This window comes from Neptunomonas marina (genome assembly GCF_004005935.1).
GTDB lineage: Bacteria > Pseudomonadota > Gammaproteobacteria > Pseudomonadales > Balneatricaceae > Neptunomonas > Neptunomonas marina.
Window position 1 is genome coordinate 216,444 of the sequence record NZ_SACQ01000003.1, and the last position, 12,683, is coordinate 229,126.

Here is a 12,683-nt window from a genome sequence, read left to right on the forward strand (position 1 = left end):
TCAATTATCAGCTACAGCGAGACACTTCATGGAGCTTTCTGCCCTCACTGCCGTATCCCCGGTAGATGGACGTTATGCCAGCAAAACCGCTGACCTACGCCCGATCTTCAGTGAATTTGGACTTATTCGTAACCGTGTTTTAGTTGAGATTCGTTGGCTGCAGCAGCTCGCTGCTCACGCCGAGATCTCAGAAGTACCCGCACTGAGTGCCGAAGCTAACGCACTATTAAACGGTATTGTTGACGAATTTAGCCTTGCAGATGCAGAGCGCGTCAAAGAGATCGAGCGCACCACGAACCATGATGTGAAAGCGGTTGAGTACCTGATCAAAGAGAAGATCCAAGGTAACGCCGAGCTCGCAGCTGTCAATGAGTTTGTTCACTTTGCCTGCACGTCTGAGGATATTAACAACCTCTCTCACGCACTCATGCTCAAAGATGGTGTAGCAACCATGCTACCAGTGATGCAAAGCATTGCCGATGCTATCGCTCAAATGGGCCGTGACTATGCTTCACAACCGATGCTATCGCGCACACACGGCCAAACGGCATCACCAACGACTGTTGGTAAAGAGATGGCCAATGTTGCCTACCGCTTGCAACGCCAGATTAAGCAGATTGAAGCGATTGAGTACCTAGGCAAAATCAACGGTGCGGTCGGCAACTACAACGCACACCTATCGGCTTACCCTGCAATTAACTGGGAAGCTAACGCGCAAAGCTTCATCGAAGGTCTAGGTCTAAGCTGGAACCCTTACACCACGCAGATCGAACCACATGACTACATCGCCGAGCTGTTTGACGCGGTTTGCCGCTTCAACACCATCCTGATCGACTTCGACCGCGATGTTTGGGGTTACATCTCTCAAGCTTACTTCAAGCAAAAAACCATTGCTGGCGAAGTGGGCTCTTCAACGATGCCACACAAAGTTAACCCAATCGACTTTGAAAACTCCGAAGGTAACTTGGGTATCGCGAATGCTGTGATGCAGCACTTAGCTGCGAAGCTGCCAATCTCTCGCTGGCAGCGCGACCTAACAGACTCCACCGTGCTACGTAACATGGGTGTGGGTTTCGGTTATAGCCTCATCGCTTACCAATCGACTCTGAAAGGCATCAGTAAGCTTGAGCTTAACGCTGCACGTCTTGATGAAGACCTTGAAAACGCATGGGAAGTGCTAGCGGAGCCGATCCAAACAGTGATGCGCCGCTACGCCATCGAAGAACCATACGAGAAGCTCAAGGCACTCACGCGTGGCCAAACAATGAACAAAGAGACGATTCTCACATTCGTTGATACGCTGGAACTGCCAGACGAAGCCAAAGCTGAGCTCAAAGCACTGACACCGCACAACTACATCGGTAATGCGGTTGCTCAGGCAGAGAAGATTTAACACAAGTATCTTCTTCAAGACGGGGCCAACGCGCCCCGTTTGTTATTGGCGCTTACCACGCCCATCCACCTAAGGTGCCATTGTGCGACTATCGTCGCAGCACTTTACCTGCCCTTCAACCAGACACGCTCGTTATACTATTAGCCATAACCAATTGACGAGTGGCGAGATGGAAACTTTTACCCCCGCAGGCCGAGCAACAATTCACTACATTTCGTTGGGAGCCGGCGCTCAGACGTTGATCTTTTTGCATGGCTGGACCGCTAGCGTCAGAGAGTGGTTACCCTTTGCTTCTGAGCTATCAGATCACCATCGCGTTGTCTGCTGGGACGCCCGCGGACACGGTGCACATAATCATGATGATTCAATCGACATGTCGATCGCGGCCATGGCAGATGATCTTGCTGAGCTGTTAGCACACCTAGAGATCACAGATGCGGTTCTCATCGGCCATTCAATGGGGGCACTAACCGCATGGGAGTACATTCGTCGCCACGGTGAAGCACGTTTGAGCGGCCTATGTATTCTGGATCAATCACCCAAACTCGTGACCAATGACGACTGGCAGCATGGCGTTTACGGAGCCTTCACCAAACAGCATAACGAGCGCTTTCTCAGCCGTTTACAAGCGGACTTTCCAGAAGGCGTACTTGAGCTCATTGCATTTGGCTACAACGAGCGCTCGCGCGATAACTATCTCAATAACTCGCGCGGTTTTCAGCAGATGCGCGAACACTACCAAACGCTGCCAGCTGCACTTCTTACCGCATGTTGGCGGGATATCACACAACAAGACTACCGTGACGTACTGGGTACCATCTCCGTTCCTACATTGCTAGTTTATGGGGATCAAAGTCAGTTCTACAGCCAAGCGCTTCAGCAGTGGGTTTTGTCGCAGATACCACACGCCAAACTCACCGTGTACGAAAATGCAGACCACTCTCCCCATTTATGGCACCGCGAGCGCTTTATTTACGATCTAAATCGCTTCGTTGAGGGTTTGTGACACCTCACCTCTGGCCTATAATAGCGCGCAAACTGATAAGGCCCGTTGTTATATGCTAAGTAATGTTCGAATCGTTTTAATCAACACCTTCCACCCCGGAAACATCGGCGCTGCAGCGCGTGCGATGAAAAACATGGGGCTCTCACAGCTTTGGCTGGTTGATCCGCAAGTATTCCCCAGCGAAGAAGCCGACTCCCGAGCAGCAGGAGCTAAGGACCTGCTCGACAGCGCGCATGTTGTCGGAACATTAGAAGAGGCGATTGGCGATTGCCAGCTCGTTATCGGCACCAGTGCTCGCAGCCGTACCTTTGACCTGCCGATGCTAGATGCTCGTAGCTGCGGTACCAAGGTGGTTTCAGAAGCGGCTTCAGGCGAAGTTGCGATCGTCTTTGGCCGTGAAACTATGGGATTATTGAACGAAGAATTGCAGTTGTGTAATTTCCACACCTACATTTCAGCAAACCCAGAGTACCCAGTACTTAACGTCGCACAAGCGATACAGCTGCTGTGTTATGAAATCTGGATGGCCGCTCAGGAACCTGATCTAAAACACGAGGTCTCTGAATATCCACGCCAAAATGAAATGGAGTTGTTCTACGAGCATCTAGAAACCGTGCTAAGAACGACGAACTTTATTATCCCTCAACACGAGGGGCGTGCTATGACGAAACTCAAGCGCTACTTTAACCGCACTCGCCCAGAGAAGGCCGAGCTCGGTATGCTCCGCGGAATTCTGACTTCTGTTCAGGAAACCGTTGATAAACTATCAAAAAATGACAAGAAGGATTAACCGAATGCACACCACGCTAGATAACCTGAAAGAAGATGCTGCTCGCCTACAAGCCGGTCTGGAGACTGTCGCTGCCGAGATGAATGCATATGAAACCAACCTTGGTGGTATTCAGGAGTGTGCCCTAAAAATCCAAAAATGCGCTAAAGTGCTAGGTAACAATCGTATCGCTGCGCTCGCTGCTCGCGACAAGCGTAAAGTGATGGATGAACTAGAGAATGCCGCACTTGAACTGGTAGAACTACTAAAACGATGAACGATATAGCTCCCCTTGGCGATATGAGCGCAGAAGAGTTTCTGCGCGATTACTGGCAGAAAAAGCCACTGCTGATTCGTAATGCATTTCCTGATTTTGAGCCGCCGGTTGATGCGGACACACTCGCAGGCCTTGCGTGCGAAGCGATGGTCGAATCACGTCTTATCAGCCAAGATGCCAGCGGGGAGCAATGGCAGCTTCAACACGGCCCCTTCTCTGAAGAGGATTTGAGTAAGCTGCCGGCCAGCCACTGGACCTTATTAGTGCAAGCGGTCGATCATTGGGTGCCCGATGCGAACGCATTGCTAGAGCGCTTCCGCTTCATACCAAGCTGGCGCATCGATGATCTGATGATCAGTTATGCAGCCCAAGGCGGTGGTGTCGGCCCTCACTACGACAACTACGATGTCTTTCTGATTCAAGCCAGTGGCCAACGCCGCTGGGAGTATGGTGGCATCTACGGAGAAGATTCACCACGGCGCGACGATACGCCGGTCATGATTCTGCCTGAGTGGCAAGCTCAAGAAAGCTTTGTCCTCAACCCGGGTGATATGCTCTACTTGCCACCTCGTGTCGGACACAACGGCGTTGCCGAATCGGACGACTGCATGACCTACTCCGTTGGCTTCAGAGCACCCTCCCACGCTGATCTTCTGCGCCAGTTTACCGACCATTTAGGTGAGCACCTGAAAAGTGAGATTCGCTACAGCGATGCAGACCTCACACCACAAGACAGCCCGAGCGAGATTCGCAACGAAGCGTTCGATAAAGTCCGCCAAATTATGCTGGACTATATCAACGAGCCGGGTGTACTAGAGGACTGGTTTGGCCAGTACATGACGGAACCTAAATACCCAGAGAACAGCATGCCACTGCCAGAATCAGAGCAACTGTCCATCGCAGAGATGGAGGGCTATCTGATGAGCGGGGGCTTGGTGTATCGCAATGAAGGTGTCCGCTTTGCTTACCGTATTCGTGACGATAAAAGCATTATGCTATTCGTCGACGGTAAGGCGTGCGAGGTATCAGCTCGCCAGATGAGTTTTATTAAAGCGCTAACCGATCAACCCGCCGTTAGCATTAAAGACGCCTCAACCGCAGAAGCCTTTGCGACACTCTGTGCGCTGCAAGCCGCTGATGCAGTCTATATAGAAGAATAAACAGAACGCAGCGGCCAACTCTGGACCGCTGCAAGTAGATCTTTAAATAGCTTCTATGTAGCGATACTCGTGCCCTGAGCGGACTTTAAGCGCTTTGTGGCGCCCACTGTCTTCGATGTAAGTGGGTGCTTTAATTGTGTTCACAAAGTGCCAATCTGCGCGCGCCTCGTCCTGCGTCATCTCAAGTACCATATAACCGCGTTGATTGAGGTTACAGTACGCTAGATCTTCGATCAGCAGTCCAAAGCTATACTCACTTTGTAAAACTGCCTGCAATGAATCCAGCCCTAAGTAACTCTCCAGCCCCGGCGAGCTCACCGAAGCCGTTGCAAACTCAACGCCGACTTGATCGCCTGCCAACGTTTTGAGGTTATTCGCCCACGCGTTGTGAGTATCCCCCGCCAGCACAATCAAGTTTTTATCTAGCGCTTTTGCCAAGCCAAGAATAACCTCTCGCTCATAAGCATAACCATCCCACGCATCTAAATTGTAGGGAATCTTAGTTTCTACGCGGCTGCGTTCCTGTTCAGTTACACTGTCATCACCGCCGTCGATACGCTGTTGAATAGCCACAAGTTCAGCCACTGACGCCGGATTTTGCAGCATTTCAGCGGGTATTAGCATACGCCCCATCAGTACCTGCTGGCCTAGCACCTGCCACTTGCCTTGGGATACCGTCATCATCTGCTGCAACCACAGCATCTGCTCGGCTCCCAGTAAATTGCGATTCTGATCGGCGATATCCGCTGCAAACCGAGCAGCATCGAACGTACCAGTCGCAGGATCAAGATAACTCGCCATCGCCAGTTGTTCATCACGGGCAATGACACGTGTATCAAGCATATAGAGATCTGCCAGATCACCGAAGCGGAAGTGTCGATAGATCGTCTCGTTGTCACCTGCCACGGCGGGGCGGATTGGCAGCCATTCGAAGTAAGCCTGCAGCGCTGCCATCCGGCGTTCGCTAAAAGGCCCCTCCGTCGCTTCGGTATGATTCTCAGCACCATCACGCCATGTGTCGTTCGTCACCTCGTGATCATCCCACACCGCAATCAAAGGCAGCTTTGCATGTAACGTTTGTAAATCAGGATCACTTCGGTAGAGCGCATAACGGCGTCGGTAATCGGTTAAGGTAAGCAACTCTCCTGCGTTATCTGCCGCTAACGTGCGGCCAAGAGCCACTGCGTCCTCTGTCGCGTAACCGCCCATCTCATACTCATACAAGTAATCACCCAGATGCAATACGGCGTCCAGATCATCACGCTTGGCAACTTCACGATAGACATGAAAAAATCCGGCAGGATAGTTGGAACAGGAGACCACCGCGAGCTTAGCACTGGCTAGTGGGCCGTTCGCTAGGGTCTTCATGCGGCCGACTGTAGAGGTATTGTCGTTGGCACGGAAACGATAGTAGTAAACAGTTTCGGCCACTAGGTTTTGCACATCCACTTTAACCGTATGATCACGGCTTGCATCCGTTTGTGTAACACCCGTGTGTACTAAGTTCGCAAACTCACGATCTGTAGCAACTTCCCAAGATACCTCAACGGACGCCAAGTCCTCGAGGATGGCTCGGGTCCAAATGATCACTCGGTCTTGTAGCGGATCTCCACTAGCAACACCATTCGAAAAACTAACCGCAACTTTGCCATGGCTACTGCCGCAACCGGCTAACCCGGTCGACACAACAGCAGCGCCGATACCTAACGCAGATAAACGAACAAACTCGCGGCGTGAAATATGCTTCATGAGCTCCAACCTTAGAAAGATAAAACCGGAACACTAAAGCAGTAATGTTGCAACGCAGTGGCATTTTGATGTCTTAAAGGTCAAGATACTCGGCTTACGTTTTAACTTTTTATCAAGGAATAAACTATGCGTTTTCTAACATCTAGCACACTGGCTTTACTGCTGATGACAACAAGCCATTCGTATGCGGAATCACGCCCATTTTTAACAGCGGCGGACGCGCTAAACGGCTTACAAGGCTGCTATAAGATGGCGGAAAAGAATGGTTGGAACCTGGCGATCACTATAATTGATCGCGGGGCAAATACGGTGAGCTCATTACGTATGGATAACGCACTCAGTGCAGCATCCACGGGTGCCGAACTGAAAGCGCAAACAGCACTGGCATGGGGCTCATCTACCAGCCGAGTCGCTGAGATTGTGAAAAAGAAACCGGAATTTAATCAATTTCCCGGCTTACTTCCTATTGCCGGTGGTGAACCAATCACAGCGCCTGACGGGACGTTAATCGGGGCGGTAGGTGTTGCAGGCGGCCTAACACTGCATGATCAAGAGTGTGCGAAAGCCGCTGTTGCCGCTATGCAATAGCGGTCTCTTGTAGCCAAGATGCCAACGCGAGAGCGTGCGGCTTCGTCGCCGCTCTTCCTGCTTCTAGCAAGTAATACCCACATGGCGCAGGTATTGGCTTCGCAAGGGTTATCAGCGAGCCTTGCACCAACTCCTCCTGAACCAACGACTGGCGCGCCAATGCCACGCCTAAACCGGCAACGGCAGCAGCGAGTGCCATATCGGATCGGTTAAAATAGTGGCCAGAACTGGCGCTTACCTCACTGATACAGTGACGCTGCAGCCAAAAGGCCCACTCAGCATCTCGAGAAGCATGCTGCCACGGCTCTCCATCATGTAGCAGCGCCGCGCTGCGCCAAAACGCCTCTTGGTCTGGCAACTGGGCAAAGTAATGTGGGCTGGCAACCGGAACCAGCTTCTCCTCAAACAGTAACCTACCGCTGTTAGGCGCTTGCTCCAACAAGCAGTAGTCGATCGCTAAATCATACGGACGCCCGCTTTCAAGATGCAGCGATGTATCCGCATGGGTTTCAACAGCGATATCGGGATACTGCTCATGAAACAGAGCTAGTTTGGGAATGAGATATTTATACGCGAATGAGGGTGTCGCACGCAGCCTAACCGGCACAGCATGATTAAGCGCCTGCAATTGGGTGCATCCTCGTTCAATTTCGGTGAAGCCACCTTGTACACTCAGCAAGAAAGCTCGACCGGCCTCGCTAAGTACCAAACGTTGCCCGCTGCGCCTAAACAAAGCGGTATCCAACTGCCCCTCTAACTTGCGTATTTGCTGGCTAACGGCACCGGGCGTCACGCACAGCTCCATCGCTGCCTGAGACACACCACCCAAACGCCCAACCGCTTCAAAATAGGGCAAGCTAGATAAAATACGAGCTGTTACCTTCATGGCTAACCTTTTAGAAAAACTAAAACGTGTTAAGAATATATCACTTGAGCTTGTGCTTTGGCTTACCGAGAATATATGCATTCATCTGTAAGGAGCACAATCATGTCGGCATCCACGCTGAGCCAAAACCAATTGCAGGCTTTACAACAGCAGCACCCTTTACTTTGGCTAAACAGTTACTATGAAGATACCGAAAGCGCCCCACTCACCCCTGATCCAGCAGAGCTTGATGCGGCCGAGGCACGCCTTGCCCTTTTTGCGCCTCTGCTGGCACACATATTCCCCGAGCTTGAACCTAGTGCAGGCATTATCGAATCTCCCCTATTGAGCGGCTCAGCGCTAGCTGAAGAACTCAACCTCAAAGAGGGCCAGCTCTGGTTTAAAGGCGATCATCTACTGCCTGTTGCAGGTTCCATCAAGGCCCGCGGCGGCATTCATGAAGTACTCTGGTTTGCAGAGCGCGTTGCTAAAGAACACAACTTACTTGGCGATTCAGATAACAACTGCCTTCAGCTTGCCACAGATGCAGCACGCCACATCTTCGCTGATTACACCATAACAGTCGGCAGCACCGGCAACTTGGGACTCAGCATTGGCATTATCGGCGCAGCACTCGGATTCAAAACCGTCGTGCATATGTCAGCCGATGCGAAAGAATGGAAGAAGACTCGCCTGCGCGAGCGCGGCGTTATCGTCGTCGAACACAGCGGAGACTATGGCGCCGCAGTTGAGGCGGGACGCAAAGCAAGCACAGCAGATCCCAAGGGCTACTTTGTTGATGATGAGCGATCCACACACCTCTTTATGGGATATGCCGTTGCCGCGCGTCGTTTAGCAAAGCAGCTTGAAGCCAATCACATCACAGTGAACCAGCAACACCCTCTATTCGTTTACCTCCCAGCAGGCGTCGGTGGTGCGCCCGGTGGGATAATGTATGGCTTGAAATCGATTTTTGGCGCTCATGTTCACTGTTTCTTCGCGGAACCAACCGCCGCGCCCTGTATGCTAACGGGTATGGCAACAACACCAGCTCAACCTGTGCAGTCTGTTTATGATGCAGGCTTAGATGGATTGACAGAAGCTGATGGTTTAGCCGTTGGCACCGCTTCGCAGTGGGTCTGTGATGCCACCCGTGACCTGCTATCAGGCGTCTACACTGCGTCAGATAAGAGCCTCTTTAGCGCTTTATTGCGGCTAAAAATTGGCGCTAATATTGAAGTAGAACCATCGGCAGCGATCAGCTACTTCGGCCCAACGTGGTTAGATTCGCCAATTGGCCAACACTATCAAGAGGCACACGGTTTGACGGCATACAAAGATAATGCAACACATATCTGTTGGCTGACCGGCGGCTCATTTGTCCCACCCGAAGAGTATCAGGCGTACCTCAATACGGCACAGCAGCTCTCATCATAAATCAGGACCATCTATGAGTGGTGCGCAACATCCAGCGCAATGCGGCGTAACCACTGATGGGCCCGGTTGTGCTGTAGCAGCGGGCTCCATGCCATTTTTAACTCAAAAGGTGGCACTTCAAACGGCGGCTTATGCACTACTAACTTTGGGTTATCCATCTGACTCAGCGCAGCCCGGGTGGGTATTGTGACGATGAGGTGCTGCTGTTCCGCCATTTTCAATGCCGATTGGTAATGGCGCGTAAATACAGAGATGTTGCGCTGATGGCCGATACGTTTAAGTGCCTCGTCTACCCAACCCAGCCGGTTGGTATCTTTCGGCGTAATCCCCATACTTGCGCCCATGCCCGTTTTATTAACCCATACGTGCTTCCCTGCTAGATAGTTATCCAGCGTAAACGCATCCGCAATCGGGTTATCGGTACTGACCAAACAGGAGAAGGTATCGTGCCATAGCGTTGCTTGATGGAAGGCCTGCGGCATCTCGTCAAAACGGTTAATCACTAGATCAACATGACCCTGCTCCACCTCCGAAAAGCTCATATCACTGGGGGTGAGCACATCTAGAATCACATCAGGCGCTTGCTCGGCGATGACCGCTAACAACAGTGGTATCAGTGTCGACTCACCATAATCGCTGGTCATTATGCGGAATACGCGGCTGCTCGACGCCGCATCAAACTCAGTTGGCTCAACGACTTGCTCGATAGAGGCCAAGATCGTTCGTAGCTGCGGTTGTAGCGTTAATGCTCTCTCTGTTGGTGACATGCCATCTCCGGTGCGCACCAACAAAGGATCATCAAATGTCTCTCGAAGGCGACGCAATCCGTTGCTCATCGCAGGCTGAGTAATACCTAGCGCGCTGGCTGCACGTGTGACATTACGCTCTCGCAAGAGCACATCTAGATAAACCAACAAATTTAAATCAACGCGTGACAGTTCCATTATTCTTTTTAATTCAATTAGTTAATAATAACATTCATACCATGAATATTTAAAATAAACACCATTTATTTCTATTATGTGAGCTTTATCCGTAACATGAAATGCATCTGCTAAGGGTACTTTGCTTAATAACAAACAGAATAATTAAATATAAATAGGAAGGACACACACCATGTCTACACTAACTAAAGATATCGACGCAATCGCGACACTTAAAGGCGCTCAAGGCGCTGCGTGGGATGCGATTAACCCAGAATACGCGGCTCGTATGCGTGCTCAGAACAAATTCAAAACGGGTTTGGACATCGCTAAATACACAGCAGCGATCATGCGTAAAGATATGGAGCGTTACGACAACGATCCTTCCCAATACACCCAGTCTCTGGGTTGCTGGCACGGTTTCATCGGCCAACAGAAGCTGATCTCTATTAAGAAGCACTTCAACAGCACAGATCGCCGTTACTTGTACTTGTCTGGCTGGATGGTTGCTGCGTTGCGCTCTGAGTTTGGCCCACTGCCTGACCAGTCTATGCACGAGAAAACGTCGGTTGCTTCCTTGATTGAAGAGCTTTACACCTTCTTGCGCCAAGCGGATGCGCGTGAGCTGGGCGGTCTGTTCCGTGATCTAGACGCAGCACGTAAAGCCGGTGATGCCGCAAAAGAAGCGGACGTTCAGAGCAAGATCGATAACCACCAAACGCACATCGTGCCGATTATCGCGGATATCGATGCCGGTTTCGGTAACGAAGAAGCCACTTACTTGCTGGCGAAGAAGATGATCGAAGCGGGTGCATGCTGTATCCAGATCGAGAACCAAGTATCAGACGAGAAGCAGTGTGGCCACCAAGACGGTAAAGTGACAGTGCCGCACGAAGACTTCCTATCGAAGATCCGTGCTGTTCGTTACGCGTTCCTTGAGCTGGGCGTTGATGACGGTGTGATCGTAGCACGTACCGACTCTTTGGGCGCTGGCCTAACGAAGCAAATCGCGGTAACAAACGAGCCAGGTGATCTGGGCGATCAGTACAACAGCTTCCTAGACGGTGACGTGGTTAACGGCCCTGACGATATCGCAAACGGTGACGTGGTGATCAAGGCAAACGGCCAACTACTGAAGCCTAAGCGTCTGCCATCTAACCTGTTCCAGTTCCGTGCAGGCACAGGCGAAGACCGTGTTGTCCTAGACTGCATCACGTCATTGCAGAACGGTGCTGACCTGCTGTGGATCGAGACTGAGAAGCCACACGTTGGCCAAATCGCGGGCATGGTTAACCGTATCCGTGAAGTGGTACCGAATGCGAAGCTGGTGTACAACAACTCGCCATCATTCAACTGGACGCTGAACTTCCGTCAGCAAGTGTTTGATGCGATGGCTGAAGCGGGCCAAGATGTGTCTGCATACGACCGCGCTAACCTAATGAGCGCTGAGTACGACGCAACCGAACTGGCGACACAAGCAGATGAGAAGATCCGTACGTTCCAAGCAGACGCTGCGCGTGAAGCGGGTATCTTCCACCACTTGATCACGCTACCAACGTACCACACAGCGGCGCTGTCTACTGACAACCTTGCAAAAGAGTACTTCGGTGATCAAGGTATGCTGGGCTACGTGGCTGGCGTACAGCGTAAAGAGATCCGCCAAGGCATTGCGTGTGTTAAACACCAAAACATGGCCGGTTCTGACATGGGTGATGATCACAAAGAATACTTCTCTGGCGACGCTGCACTGAAAGCGGCTGGTGAAGACAACACGATGAACCAGTTCGGTTAATCGCGTTAGGTGATATGGCAAGACGAGGGCGCGCAAGCGCCCTTTTCTTTTCCTACTATAAGGCTCTGATTTTCGCTATCTCTTCAGCACCGATACCGAGCGATACCAGAAACTTTTGATGCTCTTCAGGCTCAAGGGTTTCGAACGTCTGGTGCCACTTGGTCATATCCTCTTCGCTGAACCCAGCTGCCGTCATAATTTCAACCCAACGTTTTTTTGTCACGCCTTTACCTCCTATTAAATTTGGATCATTGAGTAACGCCACAATGCCTTCTTGTTGGCGACGTAGGCGCGTAATTTCACCTTCTAGCTCGTAGAAGTGCCTTTTCAAGAGTTCGGCGTGTAGCTCTGAATGGCTCAAGAGGGAAGAGATTGTCCGCAGCGGCAAACCGTATGAGCGATAAGCTTTGATCTGCTGCAAGCGCTCAACCTCTCGATCACCGTACCAACGATAGCCATTTGACGTGCGTAATGCCGGTAACAACACCCCCTCCTTCTCATAATGCAAAATAGTCGTGCGCGAAACACCACACCGCTTTGCCAACTTGGCAACCGTTAACATAACTCTCTCCTCTTGGTAGCGCAGCAATCATCAACTCTAGCCCAGTAGACAGGTCAAGCGCTTTTATCCAAGTAGCTGAACGAAGCCACTGACCTCTCTCTTAACAAAGAAAAACTGAACAATTTTAGGGAAATATCCTCTACCCTTAGTCACTTATAGAGG

General features: G+C 51.2%; 12 protein-coding genes. 8 read left to right on the top strand and 4 right to left on the bottom strand.

The annotated features are described in order from the left end of the window. The first annotated feature begins 28 nt into the window (after window positions 1–28). From purB to EOE65_RS08630, 5 genes are all read left to right on the top strand, one after another. On the top strand, window positions 29–1,393 hold the full coding sequence (gene purB, locus EOE65_RS08610; RefSeq protein WP_127693904.1) for an adenylosuccinate lyase: 1,365 nt from the start codon (window positions 29–31) through the stop codon (window positions 1,391–1,393). Window positions 1,394–1,562: 169 nt separating this feature from the next. Beyond that, entirely contained in the window at window positions 1,563–2,399 is an 837-nt protein-coding gene (locus tag EOE65_RS08615) for an alpha/beta fold hydrolase (protein WP_127693905.1), read from the top strand. Window positions 2,400–2,451: 52 nt separating this feature from the next. Then, the gene (trmJ, locus tag EOE65_RS08620; protein WP_127693906.1) at window positions 2,452–3,189 is read left to right on the top strand and encodes a tRNA (cytosine(32)/uridine(32)-2'-O)-methyltransferase TrmJ; all 738 of its coding nucleotides are present in this window, start codon (window positions 2,452–2,454) and stop codon (window positions 3,187–3,189) included. Window positions 3,190–3,193: 4 nt separating this feature from the next. Continuing rightward, complete coding sequence (locus tag EOE65_RS08625; protein ID WP_127693907.1) at window positions 3,194–3,445, top strand: hypothetical protein; 252 nt, start codon at window positions 3,194–3,196, stop codon at window positions 3,443–3,445. Further along, window positions 3,442–4,605: a cupin domain-containing protein gene (locus EOE65_RS08630; protein ID WP_127693908.1), complete on the top strand. Its 1,164-nt coding sequence runs from the start codon at window positions 3,442–3,444 to the stop codon at window positions 4,603–4,605. The genes EOE65_RS08625 and EOE65_RS08630 overlap by 4 nt, the downstream gene beginning before the upstream one ends. Before the next feature lie 42 nt (window positions 4,606–4,647). On the opposite strand, the gene EOE65_RS08635 is transcribed toward EOE65_RS08630, so the two are convergent. Further along, a complete protein-coding gene (locus tag EOE65_RS08635; RefSeq protein WP_127693909.1) occupies window positions 4,648–6,354 on the bottom strand; it encodes an alkaline phosphatase D family protein in 1,707 nt (568 codons plus the stop codon). A 126-nt stretch (window positions 6,355–6,480) separates the two neighbouring features. On the opposite strand from EOE65_RS08635, the gene EOE65_RS08640 reads away from it, so the two are divergent. Next, window positions 6,481–6,942: a GlcG/HbpS family heme-binding protein gene (locus EOE65_RS08640; protein WP_127693910.1), complete on the top strand. Its 462-nt coding sequence runs from the start codon at window positions 6,481–6,483 to the stop codon at window positions 6,940–6,942. Here the strand turns inward: EOE65_RS08640 and EOE65_RS08645 are convergent. After that, the gene (locus EOE65_RS08645; protein WP_164847059.1) at window positions 6,932–7,828 is read right to left on the bottom strand and encodes a LysR substrate-binding domain-containing protein; all 897 of its coding nucleotides are present in this window, start codon (window positions 7,826–7,828) and stop codon (window positions 6,932–6,934) included. The two genes, EOE65_RS08640 and EOE65_RS08645, sit on opposite strands and share 11 nt — an antisense overlap. Before the next feature lie 102 nt (window positions 7,829–7,930). On the opposite strand from EOE65_RS08645, the gene EOE65_RS08650 reads away from it, so the two are divergent. Next, window positions 7,931–9,244 carry a D-serine ammonia-lyase gene (locus EOE65_RS08650; RefSeq protein ID WP_127693912.1) on the top strand — a complete coding sequence of 438 codons (1,314 nt, stop codon included), beginning with the start codon at window positions 7,931–7,933 and terminating at the stop codon, window positions 9,242–9,244. 11 nt (window positions 9,245–9,255) lie between these two features. Here EOE65_RS08650 and EOE65_RS08655 read toward each other — a convergent pair whose 3' ends face one another. After that, window positions 9,256–10,188 carry a LysR family transcriptional regulator gene (locus EOE65_RS08655; RefSeq protein ID WP_127693913.1) on the bottom strand — a complete coding sequence of 311 codons (933 nt, stop codon included), beginning with the start codon at window positions 10,186–10,188 and terminating at the stop codon, window positions 9,256–9,258. Between the two features lie 172 nt (window positions 10,189–10,360). Here EOE65_RS08655 and EOE65_RS08660 point away from each other — a divergent pair, with 172 nt between their 5' ends. After that, window positions 10,361–11,959, top strand: coding sequence for an isocitrate lyase (locus tag EOE65_RS08660; RefSeq protein WP_127693914.1), 1,599 nt, complete (start codon window positions 10,361–10,363; stop codon window positions 11,957–11,959). Between the two features lie 55 nt (window positions 11,960–12,014). On the opposite strand, the gene EOE65_RS08665 is transcribed toward EOE65_RS08660, so the two are convergent. Continuing rightward, window positions 12,015–12,521, bottom strand: a complete 507-nt coding sequence (locus EOE65_RS08665) for a MerR family transcriptional regulator (protein WP_127693915.1) — start codon at window positions 12,519–12,521, stop codon at window positions 12,015–12,017. Window positions 12,522–12,683: the final 162 nt, after the last annotated feature.